Origin of the sequence: Thalassospira sp. NFXS8 (assembly GCF_040148805.1) — a bacterium.
In the GTDB taxonomy this organism is placed as follows: Bacteria; Pseudomonadota; Alphaproteobacteria; order Rhodospirillales; family Thalassospiraceae; genus Thalassospira.
This window is the reverse complement of record NZ_JAGEMF010000003.1, coordinates 372,862-397,456: the sequence shown is the minus strand read 5'-3', so window position 1 is coordinate 397,456 and position 24,595 is coordinate 372,862. Positions and strand designations below refer to the sequence as shown.

The following is a 24,595-nucleotide window of genomic DNA, read 5'->3' as shown; positions in this document are numbered from 1 at the left end:
TTTCAATTATGGTAATTCATTCCCTACCTTCAGGTCATCATAATTTGAACCGGAGCCTGAAATGACCCTTCCAACCCTTCCAACCGTTCCCTCGTCCCAAGCAATGGCACTTACCAACGGCCAAAAACGCGCCCTGGAAAATCTGTATGCGGCCCTTGCAACCGACGATGTCGATCTTGTTGACCATGCCTTGACCGAAAACTGGGATGACATCCCGCTGGGCCCCGGCCAGCAACCGGGCCGCGACGGTATCAAACCCGTCTTTCGCATGTTTCGCACTGCCCTTCCCGACCTGGCCCTGACCATCGAAAACATCATCGCCGAGGCCGACCGCGCCGCAGTGCGCCTGCGCATGACCGGCACCCATAATGGCCCGCTTATGGGCATCGCCCCGACTGGCAAGCCCATCGATATCGTTATTCATGAATTTCACGAATTTACCGGCGACCGCCTGTCACGCACCTGGCACCTCGAAGACCTGCTTGGCCTGTTCGCCCAAATCGGTACATGGCCCAACCTCGGACAGGGAGACGCATAATGAAGGCCCTTCAGGTCGTAAACTACCAACCGGCTTCGTCTGCCCAACTTGTTACCTTGCCCGACCCGACACCCGGCGAAAACGACGTTCTCGTGCGGGTTCAGGCGGCGGCTTTCAATCCGCTTGACGCCAAACTGTCCCAAGGCGTCATGCAGGCCTTTTTCCCGCTCACCTTCCCCTACATTCCTGGCACCGATTTCGCCGGTGAAATTATCGCAGTGGGCGGCAAGGTCAAAAACTTTGCCATTGGTGATACTGTTTTGGGCCGTGCTGATCCCACGGCAGGCGGCGCAATGGCCGACATAATCTGTCTCGACCACACTCTAATCGCGCTGTGCCCGTCCGGGCTGGCGCCCGCCACGGCGGCCTGCCTGCCGACCCCGGCCGGCGTTGCGCAATTGGCTCTTAATACGTTAAATTCCGGGCCAAATACACCTTTGCTGATTACAGGCACAGGGGCCGTGGCCCGTGCGGCAATCTTGCTGGCACGGTCTCAAGGTCCGGGTCTAATTTATGTTTTGGGCGATGGTCTGGACCGTGTTGCAAATCTTGGTGCTACGCCAGTATCACCAACCGACCCCGCCCTTGCCGACATCATGGCAAAAACCGCCCATGTGCTTGATACAGCCGGTGGGCATTTGCAAAAAGCTGTTTTAAATCACGTGCAGCCCGGCACCCATATTGCCACTGTCTCCGTCCCGATTGATGAAGCCACGGCAACCGCCAAGGCACTTAAAACAGGCTTTGTTTTCCTGCAAACAGATCCCGCCATTCTGGCAAACCTTGCCAATACGGCGCTTGCCTCGCCCCTTGCCGTACCAAATATCACAACATTCGCCCTTGCCGATAGCATCGCTGTCTTTAATGATTTCGCTAACGGCACCCTCAAAGGCAAACCTGTTATGGTCGCCTCAACGTCCTGATCCGGACGGGGCTATCCTGTAGCAGTGCTACCCAAAAAACACTTCTGGCCGTCGCCCTTCGCAGGGCGGCGGCCTTGTCGTATCTGTAACCTGTCGTATTTCTGGCCATAATGTGGTTCATTCACCGGGTAATGAACGGCCATCATTTTCACATTGAACAAGAAAATGGTTGAAACCGGTGCCATCTGCGACAAGATTGCGCGTAACAAGGATACCACCTGTCTACCGCCCGTCGGTAAATACAGGATCACAGTTGAAAAGAGCATCACATGAAGCGGGTTATCATCGCCATTACCGGGGCCTCGGGCGTTATCTATGGCGTGCGCGCCCTTCAGCTTTTACGTGATGTCCCCGATATCGAAACCCATGCCATTATTTCCCCCTCGGCCCTGCGCACCGCCCTTGCCGAAATCGACATGGATGCCGACGAAATCCGTTCCTATGCCGATGTGGTCTATAATTACCGCGATATCGGGGCCGCTGTGTCATCAGGTTCATTTCGCACCGCCGGAATGCTGGTTGCCCCCTGCTCGATCAAAACGCTTAGCGGTATCGCCAATTCCTATAACGACGAACTGATTGTCCGTGCTGCCGATGTCTGCCTGAAAGAACGGCGCCGGGTTGTCCTTATGCTGCGCGAAACCCCGCTTCATGCCGGGCATATAAACCTTATGCAGCAAGCCACCCAAAACGGTGCCATCATCATGCCTCCGGTTCCGGCCTTTTACAGCCGCCCACAAACCATCGATGAAATGGTCACTCAAACCACCGGCCGCGCCCTGGACCTGCTCGACATTCACCTGCCCGTCGTAAAACGCTGGACCGAGGAAAACGAGACAGCCCCAATGACAGACCCCGGCCAGTTTACAAACTAACCGGGGTCTAAAAAGACACAAATTCAAGCTTAATTGAGGTTTTTTCGCCCTTTTTGGGCTGTTTTTCTTGCACGATCCTGCAAAACGGTTTGTGCAGGATGCCGCGTTACGTGTGCGCAGGGCGGTGCTGGGCGGCAATATCGCGCGACGGCGACAGGCCGAACAACCGGCTATATTCCCGGCTGAATTGTGACGGGCTGTCATACCCCACCAAAAACCCGGCCATGCCGACATCCTGTTTTTCCACCAGCATCAACCGGCGTGCCTCTCGCAAACGCAACTGCTTTTGATACTGCATTGGCGTCATCGCGGTGATTGCTTTAAAGTGGTGATGCAGGGATGATGCGCTCATACCAACATGTTTCGCAAGGTCTTCAATACGCAGGGGTTGCTTGAAATTTTCGCGCAGCCAGGCAATTGCGCCGGCGATGCGATTGGCCGGGCTTTGTGCGGTGGCAATTTGTAATAACGTGCCCCCAAACGGCCCGCGCAACAAATGATAAAGAATTTCTTCCTCTATCAGGCAGGCCAGACCTGCGACATCGTCGGGGCGTTCAAGCAAACGCATCATCCGCAACACCGCATCAAGCAAGGCATCAGGGGCTTTGTGCACGGCAATGCCAAAACCGGGATTTTTATCGAGATGCCGTTTATCAAAGGCGATCCGCGTCATCACGGTTTTCAGGGCATCATGGTTAATTGCCATGCCCAAACCATACATCGGTTTTTCGGGGCTTGCCTGGACAACCCATGACTCAACCGGCATATCAAGCGAGACCACCACATAATCGCCCGGCCCATAGGATAATTTTTGTGTGCCCACTGTCGCCTGTTTTGACCCCTGTACAATCATGGCGAAACAGGGCCACTGAGCGGTATGAACGGGTTGATTGGTTGCTGTTTTGCGACCGATCATAAGATTGTCGATCGCTGTCGGGATTTGGCCATCTTCGTTAACGAAGCGTTCAATGATACGGACAATTTCTGCAAGGGATTCAGATTGGTTCAAACAGTCCTCCGCCGATCAGGTTAGAGGGCGAGAATGCCCGAGACGGTAAAAAGTACAAAGCAGGAACTAAGCTGATTGCAGGATCGTGCAAGATTTTCACAGCATCGATGCAAAACTGCCACCGTTATGTCAGGAGGTTTCAGACAGCCTGCGTAACGTCCCATTACAGGCAGAAATCCGCCATTTTCGAGCAAATTTTCCTGGTTTTATGCGTTTATTGCCACCTTATGCGACTGGCGTAATCGTCACACGATCCGGATAAAATGCAACGTGATCCTTAATGGCGATAACGGCATCGTGGGGGTTTTCGTATGTCCATATCGCATCAACTGACGTTTTTTCGTCAGCCTGGATCGTAAAGTAGCCAGCTGTACCCTTATAGGGACAATAGGTGGTTTTATCGGACGATACGAGAATGGTGGCATCAACATCGCCACGCGGAAAATAATAAACCGGCGGATATCGGGCTTCATGCAAAACCAGGGTTGCCGCACTATCGGCAATGACACGACCGGCAAATGTTACGGTTATGCGGGTTGTGGCAGGGGCGATATCAATAGGATGATCCGGGCCGGGGATAAGAACAGGTTTGTCGGTCATAATATTATTTCCTGCGGTTTTGGGTATGACGCGCAACAACAATATGAAACATCACACCAAAGATAGAGCATCGGCACCCCCATAAAGCAGTGGTGCCTGAAACTATTCCCCCTAAGAAAACCTTTTCTTGCCAGTTCGTTAGGAAATAATCTTGTGAAATTCTTTTAATAGGCCAAAGACGGCACGGACAAGACAGGGCCAGATAAAGGAAGATTGCCCTATATAGGGTGATGCTGTCGCATAAACAGCCAATTGCGGAAAAATAATAAAACCAGACTGAAATTAAAGCCGATAAAGAGCCGATGCGTCCAGTTCAGACAAGCATGACCGGCCCATCAGACCAAGATCACGATGCAGTTCGGTTTTTAAAATTGCGATTGCCTGTTCTACGGCACTGCTGCCACCCGCCACAGCCGCATATAAAAACGGGCGACCGACAAAAACAAAAGAAGCCCCCAATGCCAGAGCCTTGAGTATGTCGGTTCCGCGACGAAAACCACCATCAATCATAACAGGCATGGCGCCGGCGACCTCGACAACGCGCGGTAATATGCGAAGGGGCGATATGGCACCATCAAGTTGGCGCCCACCATGATTGGACAAAATGACCCCGTCGCCGCCTAGCAAAACAACCCTTTGCACATCTTCCGGTGCCAAAACGCCTTTGACCACCAGTTTGCCCGGCCAGCGTGACCGGATTAACCGCAAATGTTCCCAGGTTAGATGATCCTTGCGGCCAAAATCGCGCATAACATTCCGCGACATGATCGGCGCGCCCCGTTCGGCATAGGAATTCTCAAAATGAGGCATTCCGCGCCGTAAAATGGTTCGGGCCATGGTTCCGAGCAACCAGCCAGGATGGCTGGCAAAATCCCATGCCAGACGCGGCGTCATCCGCAATGGTGTTGAAAACCCGCTACGAATATTGTTTTCGCGGTTTGCCAATACGGCAGTATCAACCGTTGTAACCAGTGTTTTAAAGCCTGTTGCCCTGACCCGGTCAAGAAGGCCAAGGATTTTTGCCTCCTCGCCGGGGACATAGGCCTGAAACCAGCAATCAGGGTTGGCGTTGAAGACTTCTTCCATCGGGGTCAGCGACGACCCGCTAAGGACCATGGGAATATTGTGCTGAAAGGCGGCCCGGGCCAATGCCACATCACCATCAAGTGCCATTAGTGCCGATATCCCCATCGGGGCAATCCCGATGGGGGCATCATAGCGATGACCCAACAGGGATGTTTCGGTTGTTCGCCCGGAAACACCGGCAAGGACACGTGGTATAAAGCCCCATTCGGCCAAGGCATTGCGGTTATCTGCCAGCGATGCCCCGGTTTCGGCAGCGCTGGCGATATAAACATACAAGGGACGCGGCAAGCGACGGCGCGCAACGACTTCGAAATCCTCGACAGATAATGCCCGCCCCATGGTTAGGCTTCCGTGTCGGATTTTCGGGAACGGATAACACGTAAAATCATGGGGCCAACGACAACCGCAATCGTGATGGCAATAATCACCTGACTGGTGGTGTTATGCCACAATGTAGACCAGTCGCCACGGCCAATGCGCAAAGCCAGACGCAGGTTTTCCTCGGCGAAACTACCCAGAATAAGACCCAGCACAACGGGCGGCAGCGGAAAGCGAAGTTTATCCATAAAATAGCCAACCAGACCAAACCCCAATGTCAGATAAACATCAAACATTCGTCCATTGATCGAATAAACACCGATAAAAACCAACGCGATAATAATCGCCCCAAGTAACGGGCGCGGGATGCGCAGAACCTGGGCAAAACTGTTGGTCGCAAGCGACCCGCCAAGGAAAATAAGCAGGATGGCGCCAAACAAAAACTGCCACATAAACCCGAACACCAGATCGGGATTATCGCGAAACAAAAGCGGACCAGGTTGTAGACCATGAATCAAAAGCCCACCCAGCATGACCGCCGCCACAGATGTGCCGGGAATCCCCAGTGTCAGGGCCGGAATCATGGCTGATGCGGTATCGGCATTGTTGGCTGTTTCAGCTGCGGCAACGCCTTCAGGTTCGCCTTTCCCCCAGTCATCGGGGTTTTTGGCGGCACGGCGGGCTTCGTTATAACTAAGGAAAGCAGCCATCGAACCACCGGCACCAGGCAAAATGCCGACAAGAACACCAATAAAACTGGAACGGATCCAGGTTTTCCAGAACCGCAACATGCTGGGAATGGCTTTCCAGATACTTCCAGTGCCAAGTGTAAAACGCTTACCGGTTCCTTCAAAGGACGGATCTTCAAGCAAGTCAATTGCCGGTGGCAAGGCGTAAAGGCCAACAAGCAAAACAACAATATTAATCCCATCGAGCAATTCAAGATGCCCGAATGTCAAACGATCATAGCCGGTTATGGTGTCTGATCCGATTAACGAAACCGTGACGCCAAAAGCAGCACTAATAAGCCCTTTTAGCGGATCCCCGCCCAGTAAAAAGACAATCGACGACAAGCCAAAGACAGCGACCCAGAAAATTTCGGCGGGGCCAAAAAGCAGGGTTACCTTTGCCAGGGGTGGTGCTAGCAGCATCAGAACAACCGCCGAGACAATGCCACCAATGGCCGAGGAAACCACAGCCACTTGCAAGGCATAACCACCCCGCCCCGATTGCGCCATTGGATAACCGTCAAAGCTGGTGGCAACAGCCGCTGGTGTACCTGGAATACGCAAAAGAACCGCGGGAATGGCCCCTCCATACATGGCACCATTATAAATACCGGCCATCATGCCAAGTGCCACAAGCGGGTCCAGCCCAAATGTAAACGGTATTAACACTGAAATTGCCATCGTGGCACTAAGCCCGGGCAAAGCACCGACGCAAATACCGGCCAGAACCCCCACGACAACAGCGGCCAGATTGGCCCACCCCAGAACACTGGGCAGGGCATCGATCAGATTTCCATACATCCATAGTCTCCCGGGTTAGCTGGCAAAAAATTCGGTTGGCAAATCCTGGTTCATCAACACCAGAAAAATCAGCGCAATTCCGCCGACGAAAATGACAGTGGCAAGGGCCAGACCAAACGGTTTGCGATAGCCAAAACACCATGCAACCGAGGGCACCATCAGGGTGGTTGACGTATAAAAACCTAACGTGGCAACGCCGAGCGCGTAGGCCCCAATAGCAAAAACGACCAGGAAAAAACGCCGTGGTGCGACAAAAACCGCACGATCAGACCTGAGATCGGGTTTCAAAAAAGTACGCCCGATCAAAATGATGCCCATCAACGCCATCGCACATAACATAACGACAGGTAAAAGCGCACTCATGGGGGGCATGTCGCGGGTTTCGGTAAGCAACCAGACACTACATGCAACAATTACAAGGCCGGCGATGATGTCAGCCTGCAAAATACGGGAACCGGCAGGGTTCTTCATATTGCTAGTCTTTCGGTTTAGGGAAAACAGCCCATACACCCAACATTACATTGCTGCAGTATTAAAACGGCCTGGTGCCAACTGACGGCATCAAAAGCAACCATATGTGGTGAGATGGGGTAGCAAACAGAAACAATGGGAGAAAACCCAAAGACAATACGGGGTTTAAACGGGGCCCGAAGGCCCCGTTCAGATCATTGTTTCCTATTTCCAGGGAGTGGTTTCCCAAACCTTTTTGGCAAATTCAAACTGTTCCTGGTTCAATGCCTTGAAGTCGGCACCGGCAGCCAGACTTACCGGGTTGCCCGACGCGACCATCGCCTTGGTAAATTCCGGGTCCTGATAGGCTTTTTTAAAGGCGTCGACCAGTTTGTCCTCGACATCCTTTGGCAAATTGGCGGGTGCGACGAAACCCCGCATCGAGCCATTTACAACGTTAAAACCCTGTTCGGCAAATGTCGGAACATTTGGGGCCAGATCAGACCGTTCCGGGCGGGCAACACCAACAATGTTAAGGTCATCGCGAAACCCAAGAACTTCGGAAAGGTTGAAAATACCCATATTGACATGCCCGCCCATGACCGCAGTGCGGGCGGGTGCCGACCCTTTGAACGGAACAATTGTATATTCCGCCCCGGATTCCTTTTGCAAGCGGATGAGGAAAAAATGGTCATCCCCGCCCAGACTGGACATTCCAACCGTCATCCCGCCCGGTTCTTTACGCGCGGCAGCAACCAGTTTGTCCATTGATGTAATATCGCTGCCTTTGGGCGTTACAATGACGTTGGGGTCATCAACCACATTGGCAAGATACGTGAAGCTGTCTGCCGAATAACCTGCCTTGCGGTCCAGTGTGCGGGCCATCATGCCCGGCAGGTTATAGGTGCCAATTGTGTAACCGTCGGGTTTGGCATTTGCAACTTCGGTTACCCCGATCTGGCCACTGGCACCGGGCATGTTTTTGACGACGACAGTGGCGTCATTTCCCAAATAACGTTCAAGAAACGGGGCAACTGTGCGCGCCATAACATCTGTTCCGCCGCCAGCCGAATAACCGACAATGATTTCGATTTTCTTTTCCGGGTATTCAGCCATTGCACTGGTGGCAAATCCCGCGACCAGACATACGGAAACGATGAGTGTTTTTAGTTTCATTTGTTCCTCCCTTTTTTCAGGTATAAGCCTATAACAGCAGTTTTTATTTATGAAAGAGAATATAAATTCATCTTTAAATTAGAATTTCTTATTTACACCTCTCTTTCAGTCAAAGATTGCGGATTTAAGCGAGCGATAACAAAGGTCATCGCAAGGACAAGCGGGCATCCTGCCAGGAACAGAACATGGAGCGATACCGCATCGGCAAGAATACCTATAGCCAGCGCCCCAAGCGCAGGGATCCCCCGGAAAATCATGGTATAGAGGGACAGAACCCGCCCCCGGACATGATCAGGGACCCCGGTTTGCAAAACGACCTGCGTGACAATACCGTTAGCCAAAATGGCCCCGGACAACATGGCAAGGCAGATTGCGGCCATGTACAAACCGTCAAATGACAGGAACAGGGTCATCCCGACCACTGCCCCGCCACCACTGGCAATGATCAGATAGAGGGGCGAAAACCGGGTCAGAAGAAATGACACCGAGATCGCCCCGATCGTGGCGCCAAACCCCTGAAAAAAAGTCAGGATTGAAAAACCATCGGCAGCCGTAACCCCGTAAACATTCAGTTTTTCGGCCAATGCAGGCAACAATTCAAATGCCGGGCGAAAGCACAAGGCAATTAATAGGAAATATGCCAGCAGATATTTCTGCACAGATTTGAGGCTGCAAAAAACTGCCGACCAGTTTCCCGTAGCAACCATATGTTCCGTTGCCTTTTGGGGCACGGTACTTGATTTCAACCGCGCCAAAATAATCGCAAAACCGATATAACTAAGGCAATTGAACAAAAAAAGCGGCCAGAACAGCTTTTCTGCGATCGCCAGCCCGCCAAAAACCGGCCCGATCATGCGCGCCAGATTGAACGTCATCGAATTAAGGGCAACAGCCCCGCCAACACGCGCGCGTTCAACCAGACTGCCCACAAGAACCATCCGTATTGGATGATCAAACCCGTTGATCACCCCTGTTGCAACCGCAACAGCAACGATCCATTCAATCCCAAGCTGCCCGGATAATGACAGGCCGAGCAATAACATCGGCGGCAAAACCGACACCCATTGCAGCATTTTTGCCAGCGAGAGCCTGTCGTAACGATCGGCAATGGTACCGGCAAGCGGCGCAATGGCAACTGAAGGCAACAGATCGGCCATGGCAAGTAGGCCCAGCACCGTTGTTGATTGTGTTAGCTCCCATGCAATCCATAACAGGGCCACCCGCTGCGCCCAGGTGCCGACAATTGAGCCGGTATTCCCCGCCAGATACCAGGCAAAACCGGTATTTGACAAAGGGCGCAACGTTTCACGAATGGTCACGCCGAGACAATCTCGCACCCGGCGGCAAGAAGTGCTTTATCCACCCAGCTACGGTCGTTGGTACGGTTTTCAATATTGGCCATTTGCCGATGTTCGGCTGCCTGTTTTTCACGCGTAGCCTGTAACACATATGCCGTATCATGATAGGGAACCGACACAACACCGTCGGCATCCCCCACAATCAGATCACCCGGTTCGATTACCATGCCTTCAATTGCGATGGCGGTGTTGATTTCACCGGGGCCATGTTTGTAAGGCCCCCGATGGGTAACACCCAGGGCATAGGTTGGAAGGTTAACGCGACGAAAGGCGTCCAGGTCCCGCAAGGCACCGTAAAGAACAAACCCGGCAACCCCCCGGTTAATGGCATGGGCCAGCATCAGTTCGCCGATCAGGGCATTGGTGACATCGCCACCGGCATCAACCACAATAACGTCGCCCGGTTCGGCCAGGTCGATGGCCTTGTGCAACATCAGATTATCGCCCGGGCGACTGCGAACGGTTAAGGCCGGACCTGCCAGCACCCCGTCGCGATGCATGGGGCGCAGGCGACTGCCGCCGGCAAAAACACGCCCCATACAGTCGCTGATATTTGCGACAGGCAATTGCCGAAAATCGGCGACAATAGTATCGGCAACCTTGCGCGTGCGCGGCAAAATCCGGTTTCCAACTGGCATGGTTCTTCCCTTTATTGCGTAATTATTTATTCGGCTGCTGTGCTGCGTTGCAGGCGGGCAGAGCCGTTTTTCAGGATTTCAGGGTTCACAATTCGATCAGGCGTTACATCGCCCCCCGACAACAGCGCGATAACACCGGAAACCGCCGCGATACCGACACGCTGCCCTGCACTTGCGGTAACACCGGCAACATGCGGGGTGACAACAATTGCGCGATGCTGCAAAAGCGCGTTATCGGCAACGGGGGGTTCGTGTTCAAACGTATCGAGCCCTGCACCAGCGATATGCCCGCTTTGCAAAGCCAGCAACAAATCGGCTTCGTTTACCAGCCCGCCCCGTGCGGTGTTAATCAGATAACTGCCCGGTTTCATCGTGGCGATGGTTTCGGCATTTATCAAATAACGGGTGGCAGGCAAAAGCGGGCAATGCAGGCTAACAATATCGGCTGTTTCAAACAGGTTTTCCAGCGTATGACAGCGGGTAACGCCCGCATTGGCAAACATCTCGTCGTGGGGAAGCGGGTCGTAGGCCAAAACGTTTAGCCCAAAACCACGAGCGAGCCGGGCCGTATGTTGTGCAATGGCCCCGAAACCGACAAGCCCCAGACACATACCGGCAATTTCGCGACCAACAAAACCTGGTTTGTCCCAGCGGTTTGCCCGAAGGCTTTGATCCAGGGGGACGATCTGTTTAACCGTTGCCAGTAACAGGGCAAGTGTGTGTTCAGCAACAGACAGGGCATTGGCACCGGGGGCACGCAACACCAGTATGCCCCGTTCGCTGGCGGCAGCAACGTCGATATTATCGACACCGGCACCATGTTTGGAAATGACCTGTAAATTTGGGGCCGCGTCCATTGCGACATGCCCAAACTGACCCATCCGCGAAATAATCCCCTTGGGGGCGTGGTCTTTCATGAATTTTACCAGCACCTCGTCGGACGGATAGGCCGGTGTATGCACTACACTGAAATCTGCCTGGGAAATCAGGGCGGATGCGGCTTCGTCAAGAAAGGGGCCGGTGACAACGATGGTTCCATTTTTAGTCATGAATGGCCCCAGCGGTTTTGATGCGGTGTAAAAAACCCGACATCGTTCCTCCCAGTATTTTTGTCTGATTGACATGTTGATTATGAGATCAGAGATTAGCGGTAGATATATTTTATGAAAGCGAATAATATTTCCGAATAGATTAAGTTTATCTGGAGTTAAAATGGATACACGCCAGCTTCGGACCCTGGTTGCAATTGCCGAACATGGCACATTTGCCCGGGCGGCAGAGGTGGTATATTTAACGCCATCGGCCGTGAGCCAGCAAATGCATGCCCTGGAAACCGAGCTTGCGGTGGAACTTTTTAACCGGGAAACCCGCCCGCCGACCTTGAACACACATGGCCTTCAATTACTGGAAACAGCGCATTCCATTTTACATATGGTGGAGGATACAAAAAGCGCCCTGCAAGGCCAGCGTAAAACCGGCACGTTAAGCATCGGGTCGGTTCGGACCAGTACAATTGGTCTTTTACCGCGCGCGATTGTGGCGTTACGCAATACATATCCGGGATTGCGGATTAATTTACGGGTGGGGCTTTCAAGCACATTGATCAGCGATGTACAGGCCGGGCGGCTTGACATGGCGATTGTTGCCGAGCAACTGGGAATTCCGCAAAATCTGGTGTGGCGGCCCTTTATTCGCGAACCGCTTGTGGTGATTGCACCGCAAGGCACCCCGGAAATGTCGGCGCGCCAAATGCTGGAAACATTGCCGATGGTACGGTTTCGCAGCAATGTGCCACTTGCACACCTGATTGATATGGAACTGGCCCGAATGGGCATCGTGACCAACGACACCGCCGAAATTGATACGATTTCGGCAATTGTTGAATGTGTTGCGGCAGGATTGGGGGCAACGATTGTGCCAAATATTGCCGTGCGTGAAAGCCCGGAAAAATTTCTGATCCGGCCATTTGGCGAACCACAGGTATTTCGTCAGATTGGCATTGTTCAGCGGGTTTCATCGGCCAAGATGGATTTGCTGGAAGAAATCCATGATCAGCTTGCCGTTCTTGCCGATGATTTTGGCGTGCCGCGTTCCAGCCTGGAAAAACAGGAACATACCCTTTGATATGCCCCTGTTTGAATGCCTTATGACGTGGCGATATCGGGCATGAGGTCGTCAATTTTTACGACTTCACCGGTTTTTGCGCTTTTGAGTGCGGCAATACCGCATAATACCGAATAGGCCCCTGCCCTGGCCCCGGCGCGCTGGTGCAATTTGTCGGTTTGGCCGGGCTTGAAAATCATATCGCGCATCCGGTTATCACCGCCGTAATGGCCGCCTTCCGCATGGGGGACAATAATGCGTTCCAGTTTTTCTTCACCATCATTAGGGAAATTGCGAATTAACAGGATTTCGTCCTGATCGGGCATATCCCATGGCTGATCTTCGTGTTGGCGCAGTTCAATCCGGCCCCTGGTGCCGTTAAAAGCAATATGATGCCCTTCGATGGGCTGGAAAGTATTTAGCGAATAGGACACCTGCACATCATTGGCATATCCGATATTGGCGACCATTGTATCGGGGATATCGATATCTTCGCGAAACACACAGCGATCACGGAAATAACCGTCTTCTTTTGCCGGGTCTTCATAAAGGGCATCCAGAAACGGATCGCTGGAAATATCGAAGAAATAATTGCAATCCACCGTATGGGGGCAGGTTTGGCAGCGGTCGCCGCGAAACGGGCCGTTTTTGCCGTAATTCAACAATTTGCCAAAGGCCGAAACTGTTTGCGGGGTACTGTCGAGGTACCAGTTTAGCAGGTCAAAGTGATGTGTCGCCTTATGGACAAACAGGCTGCCGGAATGGCGAATGTAAGCATGCCAGCGGCGGAAATAATCGGCCCCGTGCGCGGTATCAAGATACCAGTGGAAATCAACCGATGTCACCTTACCAATGGCACCTTGCATCAGCAATTCCTTGATACGGGCGGCCGTTGGCGAATAACGATAGTTAAAAGACACATCAATACGTTTGCCGCTGCGTGCTTCGGCCTCGAGCATCCGGCGAATTTTTTCGACCGTTGTTGTCATCGGCTTTTCGGTAATGATATCGGCACCGGCCTGAAGCATTTGCACAACGATTTCGTCGTGGGTATCGTCCGGTGTGCAGACCATTGCCATTTGCGGGGCAATGCCAGCTTTTTGCATCTCTTCGACGCTGGAAAATATTGGCGCGTTGCTTTTGATCATATGGCGGGCCCGCCGGGCACGCAGTTCATTTTTATCTATGATCGCAACCAGATCAACATGCTCGGACCAACCGGCCAGCAAATCGCGCCCCCACATGGTTGTGCCCCGGTTGCCCGTGCCAATTAAAACGTAACTTCTTCTTTCTGTTTTGGATGTTGTTTCGGTTTGGGCCATGACGTTGATCCTCTCTGACAGGTCGCCGCTTTTGGGGGCGACGTAAATACACCCCGTTGCCAAAAGATGCGGTCAGGGTGCGGGCCGGAAATTCTGTTTTTTCATGCGCGCCAGGCAACGGCATGGATTTTGTTTATATTCACATATGAACTAGGCGGGGCTATCGGCCTGACAGTTGTTTTCGTAACGTTCAATGCAGGTTTTCAAAACCTCGTCACCGGGTTTTAACCACCAGTTTTGTGCGGAAAAGATTTCGACTTCCTGTTTTGGTTTTACCCCTGCGGCCTCGACCATGCGGCGAATGGCGGGAAGGTCGATGACGCCGTCGCCCATCATGCCCCGATCGGTCAGCATATCGCGGGTGGGCACCAGCCAGTCGCAAATATGATGGGCGAGAATGGCATTCATCTTTCCGGCACGCGCGATTTGGGTGGCCAGGCTTGGATCCCACCAGACGTGATACACATCTATGGCAACGCCAATTCCCGGGCCCAATATTTCACACATATCAAGGGCCTGGCCCAGCGTGTTTACACAGGCACGATCGCCGGCATACATCGGGTGCAAGGGTTCTATTGCCAGGGGGACATTGCAGGCCCGGGCGTGGGGCAACAGGGCATCAAGGCCATCAACCACCATTTGCCGGGCAGCAACAATATCACGGGAATTTTCAGGAAGACCGCCAACCACCAAAACCAGACAATCCGCCCCCAGTTCGGCGGCTTCATCCACGGCATGGCGGTTATCATCTATTGCGGCGGCGCGTTTATCGGCTGTGGCGGCGGGGAAAAAACCGCCCCGGCACAAACCGGTTAAATGCAAGTTGTTTTGATGCACAATGCGTGAGGCTTCAGCGAGGCCAATTTTGGCGATTTGTTCGCGCCACGGGGCAATGGCGGTGATGCCGTGGCGTAAACAGCCATCGACGGCCTCGGCAAAACCCCATTGTTCGCGCACGGTTGCAAGATTAATCGATAACCCATCGGCAGACATTGTTATCCTCCCTTATTGCCCGGTTTGGCCGGGCATTTTTGTTGGTTTTTAATGTGTCAAAATGCCAGCGGTGCCATTGCTTTCCAGTCCGGCGTAACGGCGCAGCCCAGACCAATGGCATCGTTGCTGCTGGCTAGGGAAACCTGCCCGTTCTGGATCGATAACCGTGCCTGGCCGTTGGCTGTGGCGTGATAAAGATCGGGATGAAGGTTTAAATATTCCGCCTGCTCGGCGGGTGATGCGCCAGCCATCCCGGCGACATAATGATGGCCGTTGCGTTCGATATGGCGCGCCCCGATCAGATTTGCCAAAACAAGGTCCTGTTGCAGGGCAAGGCCGCCCTGGGTTGTCAGATCTTCGGCGGACATGAAGTATTGATCCGAACCGGCTGTATTGTTCCAGCTGGCAACACGGGCACAATTTAGAATGGCACGATAAAACCCCTTGCAGGATTTTGACGAAATGCCGCGATATCCCAAATCCCTTGCAGCAAGAAAAGCCCCGATTGCATCATCGCTTTCGTCAATCTCGAACGGAATTTTTGTGCGTAAATCCCCCAGGGGCTGTGACAATGCGGCAGCACGGGCAACGGGTTGTTCCAGAAACAGCGTGGATTGCCACAGATTTTTAAGCCCGCCTTCGCCCTCGATCCGGCCAATCAGGTTGGCAACATGGTCGTCATTTTCAAACTGTTCATTGCCATCAATGGTTAATTGATACTGCCCGACCTTTTGGTCCAGCACATTGGCAATGGCAAGCAGGCGGGAAATGTCCTGATCAATATGACCCGATGCCTTTAGTTTGAAAAAACGATGACCGTAGGTGGCAATGACATCTTCCAGCGTTTGTGGCAGGCCATCGTTAAGCTGGTCTGCCTTGGCAAGGTCGCGGTTCCAGAGAACATCGCCCAAACCAACGGTATGGCGAATGGCAATTGACGGGCGAAGCACCCGTTTTGCCAAAAAGCCGGAAAGATCAAAACCGGATAGATCCGGCGTCGTCTCGCTGGTGATGCCAAGGGCATTTGTTTGCACAGCACGGGCAATAGTTAAACCGTGCAACCGACAGAACCCGTCAATAATGGCGCGGTCAACCAGTGCCAGACCATAGGATGCAACCAGCCCCGGCAGGTTATGCTGACGGCAGGCCTCGCCATGATCGGCCAGAATCCGTGCATGCAAACCAAAAGGCGTTGACTGCCCCGCAGTTTGAACGGCCTCCATCGCCAGTGTGACAGACCGGCGTAGCTGGTTGATGTTATCATCCGTTGTCAGATCGGCGGATTTATCAAACCATTTGGGCATCATCATTTCGGCCGACTGACCCATGGCGGATCGCCCCTGCCCGTCTTCGATGACGACACGAACAAAAAGTTGCGGCGCCTGCGTTACCTTTGCCACACCAAACCGGAAAGGAAAGCGGAACGGTGTTGTGCGTTCAAATGCGGCAATGTTAATGACACGAATGTCTGGATAGTCGGCCATGATTACCCCCTAACGCCCGCTTTCAATGCCGTGCAGGGCTAAAACCGGTTTCATTCGGGCAACGGCCATTTCCGGATCGGCCAAAACACGGGCCTGATCGGCAAGACGGAAAAGTTCGGCCAAATGCAGGATAGAGCGCGTGGATTGCTGACCACCGATCATGGTGAAATGGTTTTGCAACCCATTGAGATAGGCCAGAAAAACAACGCCGGTTTTATAAAACCGTGTGGGCGCACGAAAGATATGGCGTGATAACGGCACAGTCGGATTTAACACATCAAAGAACTGGTCGTTATCGCCACGACCTAAAGCGGCAAGTGCCATGGATGCCGCTGGCGCAATTGCATCAAAAATGCCCAGCAACGCATCGGAATGGCCCTGTTCGTCACCGGCAATCAGTTCGGCATAATTAAAGTCATCGCCCGTATACATGCGCACCCCGGCGGGCAGTTTGCGGCGCATGACGATTTCCTTTTCTTTTGAAAGAAGGGAAATTTTGATGCCGTCAATTTTCGCCGCATTGTCCGCCAGGATCGCCAGACAGTTTTCCATTGCCGCCATATGGTCATCACCGCCCCAATATCCTTGCAAGGCAGGATCAAACATTTCGCCAAGCCAGTGAATAATGACGGGTTGTTTGACTTGCGACAGAATACGCCCATAAACGCGGGCATAATCCTCCGGCCCTTTGGCGATCGCGGCAAGGGCGCGGCTGGCCATTAAAATGATCTGCCCGTTATGGGCTTCGATGGCTTCAATTTGATGTTCGTAAGCGGCGATGACATCTTCAATTGTCACCCTGGGGTCCAGTGCCAAATGGTCTGTCCCGGCGCCACAGGCAATACGGGCGCCCGGACGATTTTTGGCTTCGGCCAGCGAGCGGATAATCAGTTCGCGGGCTTCATTCCAGCCAAGGCCCATACCGCGCTGGGCGGTATCCATTGATTCCGCCACACCAAGGCCCAGATCCCACAAACGATGCCGAAAAGCCAGCGTTCGGTCCCAGTCGATGGCAGGTTCCAGCCATGGATCATGCGCCACCATCGGATCGGCAACGATGTGAGCCGCCGCATAGGCAATGCGGGGAAAATCCGCGGCCTCGCGTTTTTTAACGACTATTGGGTCACCCGTCAGCTGGTAGGAAACCAGTTTACCATCCCGGGGAAGATCAAGTGCAAGCATGGCTTAAAACTCCAGATCGGGAACATCAAGCCAGCGACGTTCGGCCCAGGATTTAAGGCCCAGTTCAGCCAGTTGCACGCCCTTGGCCCCGGCTTCCAGGCCATAGGGCCATGGTGTATCTTCGGCGACATGACGCAGGAACATTTCCCACTGGGCCTTGAACCCGTTATCAAAATTTTGGGTATCGGGCACTTCGTCCCAGGTTTTGTAAAAATCAATCGTTTGCGGCTGATCGGGGTTCCAGACCGGCTTGGGCGTATTTACCCGGTGCTGGGTCCAGCATTTGGTAAGCCCGGCAACGGCAGAACCATGGGTGCCATCGACCTGAAACGTTACCAGATCATCCCGGCGCACCCGCACCGCCCAGGATGAATTGATTTGCGCGATGACGCCGCCTTCGAGTTCGAACGTGGCATAGGCCGCGTCATCGGTGTCGCAGGGGTAAGGCTGACCATTTTCGTCAATACGTTTGGGAATATGGGTTGCCCCGATGCACGACAGCGATTTGACATTGCCAAACAGGTTATCGAGGACATAGCGCCAATGACACAGCATATCGAGAATGATGCCACCACCATCCCCCTTGCGATAATTCCAGGACGGTCGCTGGGCAGGAACACCCCAGTCCCCTTCAAAAACCCAATAACCAAATTCACCACGGACCGAGAGGATTTCCCCAAAAAAACCGGAATCCCGCAAAAGAGCGAGTTTCCGCAAACCGGGCAGGAACAATTTATCCTGTACTACACCATGTTTCAGACCGGAATTTCGAGCTTTGGTTGCGAGATCTATGGCAACTTGCAAATCATCGGATATCGGTTTTTCACAATAAACATGCTTGCCTGCATCAAGCGCCTTTGACAGTAATTCCGCACGCATCAGCGTCGTACCGGCATCAAAAAAGATACTGTCTTCGGGGTTGGCAAGGGCGGCGTCCAGATCGGTAGTCCAGCGTTCGATACCGTGTTTTTTGGCAAGAGATTCTATTTTGTCGGCATTACGACCAACAATAATCGGATCGACGACAAGGCGTTTACCCGATGGCAGATCAATCCCCCCCTGATCGCGAATGGCGAGAATGGAGCGCACCAGATGCTGGTTATAGCCCATGCGCCCGGTTACACCGTGCAGGATAATCCCGATACGTGTCATTTTTTCCTCCCGTCCGGTCGCTTGTTTTTGGCAGATGAGCAATTTTCACCATCACCATCGCGACGTAACTAACTGGTTACAAGAAGGCCAAGCGACGACGCCCTTGTCAACAGAAAAACAACAGCGCGACAATTTTAACGCGCGCGAATAGATGCCAGGGTGACAGAGACGATTTGCTGCATCCACGCGTCCAGATTGTCGCCGGACATAAGGTCGCGGCCAAAAATCGTTGAAAGCGTGTAGTGATTATTCAGGTAAAAACAGGTCATCGAGGCCATTGTCAGATAAACATTCAGCGGATCTATGCCCGCATGAAAAACGCCGTCGGCTTCGCCTCGTTTCAGAACCTGTGCCAGCTCGGTTATAAAATGCGAATGCATTTCGGGAATGTAGGAAAGCTGTTTGAGGTATTCGGCGCGGTGCAGGTTTTCGGTGCCCAAAAGACTTAGAAATTCGGGATGATCAACGAAGTAATGCCATGTAAATAAAGCAAGTTCGCGGATTCCGTCCTCTGGTGTGCGCCCGGAAAGATTAAGTTTTTTTTCGGCATTTCGAATACCGGCATAGGCGTTGCCCAAAACCGCTGTATAGAGCTGATCCTTATCGCCGAAATAATGGTAGAGCATTCTTTTGTTGGTACCGGCGCGGGCGGCAATGGCATCGACTCGCGCCCCGCCAATACCTTTTTCGGCAAATTCACTGGTCGCAGCCTCAAGGATCAGGGCACGGGTTCTTTCAGGGTCACGCTGGCCTGTTTTTGATTTGGTTTTGGCTGGCTTCGGCCTGGATTGCGAGTCGGTCATTCATCCCCCGGTTGATAAATATTTTTGAGAAAAACAGCTGCCACAGATTGTGATTGCCCCAGAAAACAGCACACTTGTAAAAAAAATCAACAACACATGGCTGAATTTCAAACATCTTCTTGACAGGCGTTTGGCCCTTCCCTTTAATTGTAACCAATTGGTTATTTAATTCAAGTTCTACCGCAGGCCTCACAACAAAAAACGGCTAATCAGGGAGGATAACCAATGAATTTAACCATTAATCGACGGCAATTTATAGCCGGTGGGATGTGTGCTACGTCCCTTGCCATGCTGGGCGGGCGGCGTGCCTTTGCCCAGGATAAAACCGCCTTGCGTTTATTATGGTGGGGGTCACAAAGCCGCGCTGAACGCACATTTAAAGTGATTGACCTATACACCAGGTCGCACCCCGACATTGCAATTGAAGGCGAAAGTACGGGCTGGAGCAATTACTGGCCCCGGCTGGCAACCCAGACATCCGGCGGCAATTCACCAGATATTATTCAGATGGATTACCGCTATATATTTGAATATGCCCGGCGTGGTGTATTAGCCCCGATGGACCCGTTTATTGAATCGGGCGCACTTGATGTTACGGATTTCAGCAAGATCGGCCTGGATGGCGGACGGGTTGATAATAAACTTTATGGTGTCAATTTAGGGCAAAATTCGGCCACTGTTGTTATTAACAAAGCCGCGTGGCAGGAAGCCGGCCTGGATATTCCCCATGCAGGAATGACCTGGGAAGATTATGGCGAGCAATGCGAAAAACTGACCCGCAAAACCCAACGTCGTAATTTTTATGGCTGTACCGATGAAGGCGGCCAGGACAAGGCATTTGAGTGCTGGCAGCGCCAGAACGGTAAAGAACTTTATACTGATGACGGCAAACTTGATTTCGGTGAAAAGGAAATTACCGAATGGTTTGAGTTCTGGGCGGATATGCGAAAACGACAGGCATGTGTTCCCGCCGATATTCAATCCCTGTCAAAAGACACCATTGATACCAATCCGCTTTCGACCGGGCACGCGGCAACCTGTTTTGTTCATTCAAATCAGATTGTTGGATATATTGCGATCAATAAGGATCCACTGGCAATGACGTGCTATCCAGTCAAGGCGGGCAAATCCCGCCCAGGACAATATCTGAAGCCATCGCAATTTTTCTCGATTGCGAACAGCTCAGACCATGGCAAGGAAGCAGCCGAATTTATCAGCTTTTTTGTTAACGACCCGGTCGCGACCAAGGTTTTAGGCGTTGAACGGGGTGTGCCGGTGTCGGCTGCTGTCCGTAAAAGCGTGCAATCCGAGCTAGGGGATGGCGACAAAATGCAGGTCGAATATATCGCTTCGCTTGGCGATGATCTGGTTGGGCCATTGCCTCCGGCACCGCCGCTGGGTGCGGGTGAAATTGAGGTACTGTTCAAACAGGTTAACGAACAGGTGGGTTTTGACGTTTTAAGCCCCGCCGAAGCCGGTGCGCGACTTGTTGAGGAAGCCTCGCAAATTTTGGACCGAAACTAAACGTTCCAAAACAAACAATCAAATCACGGCATTTTATCGAGGCCGAAATGCCGTGATCATTTGCAGCGCACAAAACAATGCTGCGCCGCCATAGAGAATGCCAAATCTGCATACTGACAATGATATTTTCAGTATTTGGCAGAGTCTGTCCGAACAAATAAACCCGGAACCTATACGTAGGTTTTGTTTGCCAAATTACTTGCAAGAAACAGTTGACACTTCGGATCTCAATTGCCCTAATTGTAACTAAATAGTTATTTAGAACAACCATACCCACAAAAACGCCACTTGAATGGCGAACCAGCAGGGAGGATGACGATGACGTTTTCGATAAACAGGCGTGCATTTCTGACCGGTGGGGCGGGTGCCCTTGCCCTTGGCGTGATAAACCCCCGGATCGCCTTTGCCCGGGATGTTCGCTTGCGGTTATTATGGTGGGGGTCCCAGGCCCGGTCCGAGCGGACATATAAGGTAGTGGACCTTTTTCAGGACGCCAACCCCGATATCGAGGTAGATGGTGAAAGTGCAGGCTGGGACAATTACTGGTCGCGCCTTGCAACCCAGACATCCGGCGGCAATGCGCCCGATGTGATGCAAATGGATTACCGCTACATTTTTGAATATGCCCGCCGGGATGTTTTGCTGCCACTTGATAAATACATGGCGGACGGCACCCTTGATGTGTCGAATTTCAGCAAGGACAGCGTTGCTGGCGGCCAGGTGAATGGCAAAACCTATGGCATTAGCCTGGGGGCAAATTCGGTTGCCATGATGATTAACAAGGCTGCCTGGGAAGAAGCGGGCATGGATATGCCCCAGCCTGGCCAGACATGGGAAGAATTTGGTGACCAGTGTGAAAAACTGACCAATACCACCAAACGTAGCCGTTTTTACGGCTGTGCAGATCAGGGCGGGCTTGAACCAGCCTTCGAGACATGGTTGCGCCAGCGCGGCAAGCAGCTTTATACCGCCGACGGCAAGCTGGGTTTTGATGAGAAAGACGCCAGTGAATGGTTTTCATTTTGGGTTGATATGCGCGAGCGCAAAGCGTGCGTACCGGCCGATGTGCAATCACTTGACCAGTTGACGATTGAAACCAGCCCATTGTCACAGGGCCGTGCGGGTGCATGTTTTGCCCATTCGAACCAGTTGGTTGGCTATCAGGCAATTAACAAGGACCCGCTAACCATGGGCCCCTACCCGGTTAAATCAGGGGATTCCCGACCGGGGCAATATCGCAAGCCATCCATGTTGTTCAGTGTTGCGGGCGACACCGAAAACCCAGAGGCGGCGGCCAAATTCATCAGCTTTTTTGTGAATAACCCGGATGCGGCCCGTGTGCTTGATGTCGAGCGCGGCGTACCGGAATCATCGAAAATGCGTGAGGTTCTTAAGAAAGAGTCACAGGAAGCTGACCGTATCCAGATTGAATATATCGGGTCGCTGGGCGACAAATTTGCCGGGCCGTTGCCCCCACCCCCGCCAAAGGGTGCGGGCGAAATCCAGCTTATGATCAAACGTAAAAACGAAGAAGTCGGCTTTGATACAACGTCTCCCGAAGATGCCGGTGCCGCCTTTGTTTCAGATGCAGCGGCGATCCTTGAGCGGAGCTAGGCATTATGGGTAACAAGATGACAGGTCCTGCTGCGGCAAATATCGCCGCAGCAGGACCGCCACACCAGAAAACGCACATCCCGCACCACCCGCAACGCAAACCACAGCCGACCAGCTGGCTTGGCCGGGCATGGCAAGGCAGCGGGCCGGGATATATGTTTTTATTGCCGTGGTTCATTGGTTTTTTCGGGCTGACGCTGGGCCCGGCGATTGTATCGCTTTATCTTTCTTTCACCGATTTTGATTTGTTGCGCGCACCAAACTGGGTCGGCATGGCAAATTACGTACGGATCGCAACTTCTGATCCAAAATTTGCGGCATCGATGGGTGTCACACTGTTTTTCGTGCTGTTTTCAGTTCCGTTGAAACTGGCATTTGCATTGGGTGTGGCCGTGGTTTTAAACCGGGGCATTCGCGGATTACCGGTATACCGGGCCGTATTTTACCTGCCGTCCCTGTTGGGAACCAGCGTTGCGATTGCCGTTTTATGGCGGCAGCTTTTTGCCAGCGACGGCCTGGTTAACAGCATTCTGGCTGAATTCGGGATCGAGGGGCCAAGCTGGATCAGCCATCCCAGTTATTCAATCTGGACGTTGATTATCCTGAGCATTTGGCAGTTTGGATCGCCGATGATTATTTTTCTGGCGGGTTTACGCCAGATACCAGGCGACATGTATGAAGCAGCCAGCCTTGATGGCGCTTCAAAATGGCGGCAGTTTTTCAAAATTACCCTGCCCCTGCTAACGCCGGTGATTTTCTTTAACGCGGTTGTACAAACGATTGATGCCTTCAAGGCCTTTACACCAGCTTTCATCATTTCAGGCGGCACCGGGGGCCCGATCAATTCGACGCTGTTTTATACCCTGTATCTGTATCAGGAAGCGTTCGGGTTTTTCCGTATGGGTTATGCCTCCGCCCTGGCATGGGTGCTGGTGGTGATCATTGCGCTGTTTACCGCTTTCTCGTTTTTGACCGCGCGTTTCTGGGTGCATTACGATGACTAGTCTGGCTATTTTCAGCAAGGATGACAGCATTTCGCCGCGCCGCAGCCGGTTTGTCAGCCTGCTTTTCCATACGTTGCTGATGGTGGTTTCCATCATCATGCTTTATCCGCTGTTATGGATGCTGTCGGCCTCCATTCGGCCCGAAGCCGAGATTTTCAGTTCAACGTCGCTTTTGCCATCCGCGATTGACCTTTCATCCTACTGGAAGGGATGGACCGGGTTACGCGTTGAATTTGGGCAGTTTTTCTGGAATTCGCTGGTGATTTCGGTGTTGTCGGTTGCCGGTAATGTGATTGCCTGTTCGTTAGCCGCCTATGCCTTTGCCCGGTTAAAATTTGCCGGCCGCAATTTCTGGTTTGCGATCATGCTGGGCACGTTGATGATCCCGTATCATGTAACGCTGATTCCGCAATATGTGCTGTTTTTAAAACTGGGATGGGTCGACACGATATTGCCGCTGGTGGTGCCAAAATTTTTGGCTGTCGATGCGTTTTTCATTTTCCTGATGGTGCAATTTTTTCGCGGTATTCCCCGTGAACTGGACGAAGCCGCCCGCATGGATGGATGTAGTGCCTGGCGCATTTACTGGAAAATCATGCTGCCGCTTTCGACACCGGTTTTGGCAACAGCGGCGATATTTTCCTTTCTGTGGACCTGGGACGATTTCTTTGGCCCGCTGATCTATCTGAACGATATGAACAATTACACGGTGCAGCTTGGCTTGCGATCCTTTGTCGATAGCTCGGGATCATCACAGTGGGGCGGTTTGTTTGCCATGTCGACCCTGTCGCTGGTGCCGGTGTTTTTCTTCTTTCTGTTTTTCCAGCGCCTGCTGATTGAAGGCATTGCCACAACCGGCCTGAAACGCTGACCCCTCATACATCTTTGATGTAACCACAATCGATGTGGAGTAA

Annotated in this window: 23 protein-coding genes; 8 read left to right on the top strand and 15 right to left on the bottom strand. The window is 52.6% G+C overall.

Going from position 1 to position 24,595, the window contains the following annotated elements; translation table 11 throughout:
• Positions 1-61: 61 nt before the first annotated feature.
• From J4E05_RS18165 to J4E05_RS18155, 3 genes are all read left to right on the top strand, one after another.
• The gene (locus tag J4E05_RS18165) at positions 62-538 is read left to right on the top strand and encodes an ester cyclase (RefSeq protein ID WP_349598505.1); all 477 of its coding nucleotides are present in this window, start codon (positions 62-64) and stop codon (positions 536-538) included.
• The gene (locus J4E05_RS18160; protein WP_349598502.1) at positions 538-1,461 is read left to right on the top strand and encodes an NADP-dependent oxidoreductase; all 924 of its coding nucleotides are present in this window, start codon (positions 538-540) and stop codon (positions 1,459-1,461) included. Before J4E05_RS18165 ends, J4E05_RS18160 begins: the two co-directional genes overlap by 1 nt.
• A 269-nt stretch (positions 1,462-1,730) precedes the next feature.
• Positions 1,731-2,336 carry a UbiX family flavin prenyltransferase gene (locus J4E05_RS18155; protein WP_085590425.1) on the top strand — a complete coding sequence of 202 codons (606 nt, stop codon included), beginning with the start codon at positions 1,731-1,733 and terminating at the stop codon, positions 2,334-2,336.
• 106 nt (positions 2,337-2,442) lie between these two features.
• Here J4E05_RS18155 and J4E05_RS18150 read toward each other — a convergent pair whose 3' ends face one another.
• From J4E05_RS18150 to J4E05_RS18110, 9 genes are all read right to left on the bottom strand, one after another.
• The gene (locus J4E05_RS18150) at positions 2,443-3,345 is read right to left on the bottom strand and encodes an AraC family transcriptional regulator (RefSeq protein WP_349598498.1); all 903 of its coding nucleotides are present in this window, start codon (positions 3,343-3,345) and stop codon (positions 2,443-2,445) included.
• Positions 3,346-3,570: 225 nt separating this feature from the next.
• Positions 3,571-3,945: a DUF427 domain-containing protein gene (locus tag J4E05_RS18145; RefSeq protein WP_349598495.1), complete on the bottom strand. Its 375-nt coding sequence runs from the start codon at positions 3,943-3,945 to the stop codon at positions 3,571-3,573.
• A 282-nt stretch (positions 3,946-4,227) separates the two neighbouring features.
• Positions 4,228-5,370: an alpha-hydroxy acid oxidase gene (locus J4E05_RS18140; protein WP_349598492.1), complete on the bottom strand. Its 1,143-nt coding sequence runs from the start codon at positions 5,368-5,370 to the stop codon at positions 4,228-4,230.
• A gap of 2 nt (positions 5,371-5,372) precedes the next feature.
• On the bottom strand, positions 5,373-6,878 hold the full coding sequence (locus J4E05_RS18135; protein WP_349598489.1) for a tripartite tricarboxylate transporter permease: 1,506 nt from the start codon (positions 6,876-6,878) through the stop codon (positions 5,373-5,375).
• A 15-nt stretch (positions 6,879-6,893) separates the two neighbouring features.
• Entirely contained in the window at positions 6,894-7,349 is a 456-nt protein-coding gene (locus tag J4E05_RS18130; protein ID WP_349598487.1) for a tripartite tricarboxylate transporter TctB family protein, read from the bottom strand.
• Positions 7,350-7,553: 204 nt separating this feature from the next.
• On the bottom strand, positions 7,554-8,504 hold the full coding sequence (locus J4E05_RS18125) for a Bug family tripartite tricarboxylate transporter substrate binding protein (protein WP_349598484.1): 951 nt from the start codon (positions 8,502-8,504) through the stop codon (positions 7,554-7,556).
• A 92-nt stretch (positions 8,505-8,596) separates the two neighbouring features.
• The gene (locus J4E05_RS18120) at positions 8,597-9,823 is read right to left on the bottom strand and encodes an MFS transporter (RefSeq protein WP_349598481.1); all 1,227 of its coding nucleotides are present in this window, start codon (positions 9,821-9,823) and stop codon (positions 8,597-8,599) included.
• Positions 9,820-10,500 (bottom strand): RraA family protein, encoded by a 681-nt coding sequence (locus J4E05_RS18115; protein ID WP_085591219.1) that lies wholly within the window; start codon positions 10,498-10,500, stop codon positions 9,820-9,822. The genes J4E05_RS18120 and J4E05_RS18115 overlap by 4 nt, the downstream gene beginning before the upstream one ends.
• 26 nt (positions 10,501-10,526) lie before the next feature.
• The gene (locus J4E05_RS18110; RefSeq protein WP_349598478.1) at positions 10,527-11,549 is read right to left on the bottom strand and encodes a hydroxyacid dehydrogenase; all 1,023 of its coding nucleotides are present in this window, start codon (positions 11,547-11,549) and stop codon (positions 10,527-10,529) included.
• A 163-nt stretch (positions 11,550-11,712) separates the two neighbouring features.
• Between J4E05_RS18110 and J4E05_RS18105 the strand changes: the two genes are divergently transcribed.
• Positions 11,713-12,624, top strand: a complete 912-nt coding sequence (locus J4E05_RS18105) for a LysR family transcriptional regulator (protein WP_085591215.1) — start codon at positions 11,713-11,715, stop codon at positions 12,622-12,624.
• A 20-nt stretch (positions 12,625-12,644) separates the two neighbouring features.
• On the opposite strand, the gene J4E05_RS18100 is transcribed toward J4E05_RS18105, so the two are convergent.
• From J4E05_RS18100 to J4E05_RS18075, 6 genes are all read right to left on the bottom strand, one after another.
• A complete protein-coding gene (locus tag J4E05_RS18100; RefSeq protein WP_349598475.1) occupies positions 12,645-13,925 on the bottom strand; it encodes a Gfo/Idh/MocA family protein in 1,281 nt (426 codons plus the stop codon).
• 150 nt (positions 13,926-14,075) lie between these two features.
• Positions 14,076-14,918, bottom strand: a complete 843-nt coding sequence (locus J4E05_RS18095; protein ID WP_349598472.1) for a sugar phosphate isomerase/epimerase family protein — start codon at positions 14,916-14,918, stop codon at positions 14,076-14,078.
• 56 nt (positions 14,919-14,974) lie between these two features.
• The gene (locus J4E05_RS18090) at positions 14,975-16,402 is read right to left on the bottom strand and encodes an enolase-like domain-containing protein (protein WP_349598470.1); all 1,428 of its coding nucleotides are present in this window, start codon (positions 16,400-16,402) and stop codon (positions 14,975-14,977) included.
• A gap of 9 nt (positions 16,403-16,411) precedes the next feature.
• The gene (locus J4E05_RS18085; protein ID WP_349598467.1) at positions 16,412-17,584 is read right to left on the bottom strand and encodes a dihydrodipicolinate synthase family protein; all 1,173 of its coding nucleotides are present in this window, start codon (positions 17,582-17,584) and stop codon (positions 16,412-16,414) included.
• Between the two features lie 3 nt (positions 17,585-17,587).
• Positions 17,588-18,736, bottom strand: a complete 1,149-nt coding sequence (locus J4E05_RS18080; RefSeq protein ID WP_349598464.1) for a Gfo/Idh/MocA family protein — start codon at positions 18,734-18,736, stop codon at positions 17,588-17,590.
• Between the two features lie 134 nt (positions 18,737-18,870).
• On the bottom strand, positions 18,871-19,539 hold the full coding sequence (locus J4E05_RS18075; RefSeq protein ID WP_349598461.1) for a TetR/AcrR family transcriptional regulator: 669 nt from the start codon (positions 19,537-19,539) through the stop codon (positions 18,871-18,873).
• A 225-nt stretch (positions 19,540-19,764) separates the two neighbouring features.
• Here J4E05_RS18075 and J4E05_RS18070 point away from each other — a divergent pair, with 225 nt between their 5' ends.
• The 4 genes from J4E05_RS18070 to J4E05_RS18055 all read left to right on the top strand — a co-directional run bounded on the left by J4E05_RS18070 (position 19,765) and on the right by J4E05_RS18055 (position 24,552).
• Entirely contained in the window at positions 19,765-21,063 is a 1,299-nt protein-coding gene (locus J4E05_RS18070; protein WP_349598458.1) for an ABC transporter substrate-binding protein, read from the top strand.
• 318 nt (positions 21,064-21,381) lie between these two features.
• Positions 21,382-22,677, top strand: a complete 1,296-nt coding sequence (locus tag J4E05_RS18065; RefSeq protein ID WP_085591201.1) for an ABC transporter substrate-binding protein — start codon at positions 21,382-21,384, stop codon at positions 22,675-22,677.
• A gap of 5 nt (positions 22,678-22,682) precedes the next feature.
• Positions 22,683-23,681 carry a carbohydrate ABC transporter permease gene (locus J4E05_RS18060; RefSeq protein WP_349598455.1) on the top strand — a complete coding sequence of 333 codons (999 nt, stop codon included), beginning with the start codon at positions 22,683-22,685 and terminating at the stop codon, positions 23,679-23,681.
• Positions 23,674-24,552 (top strand): carbohydrate ABC transporter permease, encoded by an 879-nt coding sequence (locus J4E05_RS18055; RefSeq protein ID WP_085591199.1) that lies wholly within the window; start codon positions 23,674-23,676, stop codon positions 24,550-24,552. Before J4E05_RS18060 ends, J4E05_RS18055 begins: the two co-directional genes overlap by 8 nt.
• Positions 24,553-24,595 lie beyond the last annotated feature (43 nt).

Excerpts from the sequence above, each read along its gene's own strand:
- J4E05_RS18125 (WP_349598484.1), bottom strand. The coding sequence starts at position 8,504 with ATGAAACTAAAAACACTCATCGTTTCCGTATGTCTGGTCGCGGGATTT.
- J4E05_RS18105 (WP_085591215.1), top strand. The coding sequence starts at position 11,713 with ATGGATACACGCCAGCTTCGGACCCTGGTTGCAATTGCCGAACATGGC.
- J4E05_RS18115 (WP_085591219.1), bottom strand. The coding sequence starts at position 10,500 with ATGCCAGTTGGAAACCGGATTTTGCCGCGCACGCGCAAGGTTGCCGAT.
- J4E05_RS18080 (WP_349598464.1), bottom strand. The coding sequence starts at position 18,736 with ATGACACGTATCGGGATTATCCTGCACGGTGTAACCGGGCGCATGGGC.
- J4E05_RS18160 (WP_349598502.1), top strand. The coding sequence starts at position 538 with ATGAAGGCCCTTCAGGTCGTAAACTACCAACCGGCTTCGTCTGCCCAA.
- J4E05_RS18145 (WP_349598495.1), bottom strand. The coding sequence starts at position 3,945 with ATGACCGACAAACCTGTTCTTATCCCCGGCCCGGATCATCCTATTGAT.
- J4E05_RS18155 (WP_085590425.1), top strand. The coding sequence starts at position 1,731 with ATGAAGCGGGTTATCATCGCCATTACCGGGGCCTCGGGCGTTATCTAT.
- J4E05_RS18070 (WP_349598458.1), top strand. The coding sequence starts at position 19,765 with ATGAATTTAACCATTAATCGACGGCAATTTATAGCCGGTGGGATGTGT.
- J4E05_RS18055 (WP_085591199.1), top strand. The coding sequence starts at position 23,674 with ATGACTAGTCTGGCTATTTTCAGCAAGGATGACAGCATTTCGCCGCGC.
- J4E05_RS18165 (WP_349598505.1), top strand. The coding sequence starts at position 62 with ATGACCCTTCCAACCCTTCCAACCGTTCCCTCGTCCCAAGCAATGGCA.
- J4E05_RS18090 (WP_349598470.1), bottom strand. The coding sequence starts at position 16,402 with ATGGCCGACTATCCAGACATTCGTGTCATTAACATTGCCGCATTTGAA.
- J4E05_RS18095 (WP_349598472.1), bottom strand. The coding sequence starts at position 14,918 with ATGTCTGCCGATGGGTTATCGATTAATCTTGCAACCGTGCGCGAACAA.
- J4E05_RS18110 (WP_349598478.1), bottom strand. The coding sequence starts at position 11,549 with ATGACTAAAAATGGAACCATCGTTGTCACCGGCCCCTTTCTTGACGAA.
- J4E05_RS18100 (WP_349598475.1), bottom strand. The coding sequence starts at position 13,925 with ATGGCCCAAACCGAAACAACATCCAAAACAGAAAGAAGAAGTTACGTT.
- J4E05_RS18130 (WP_349598487.1), bottom strand. The coding sequence starts at position 7,349 with ATGAAGAACCCTGCCGGTTCCCGTATTTTGCAGGCTGACATCATCGCC.
- J4E05_RS18075 (WP_349598461.1), bottom strand. The coding sequence starts at position 19,539 with ATGACCGACTCGCAATCCAGGCCGAAGCCAGCCAAAACCAAATCAAAA.
- J4E05_RS18065 (WP_085591201.1), top strand. The coding sequence starts at position 21,382 with ATGACGTTTTCGATAAACAGGCGTGCATTTCTGACCGGTGGGGCGGGT.
- J4E05_RS18135 (WP_349598489.1), bottom strand. The coding sequence starts at position 6,878 with ATGTATGGAAATCTGATCGATGCCCTGCCCAGTGTTCTGGGGTGGGCC.
- J4E05_RS18140 (WP_349598492.1), bottom strand. The coding sequence starts at position 5,370 with ATGGGGCGGGCATTATCTGTCGAGGATTTCGAAGTCGTTGCGCGCCGT.
- J4E05_RS18060 (WP_349598455.1), top strand. The coding sequence starts at position 22,683 with ATGGGTAACAAGATGACAGGTCCTGCTGCGGCAAATATCGCCGCAGCA.
- J4E05_RS18085 (WP_349598467.1), bottom strand. The coding sequence starts at position 17,584 with ATGCTTGCACTTGATCTTCCCCGGGATGGTAAACTGGTTTCCTACCAG.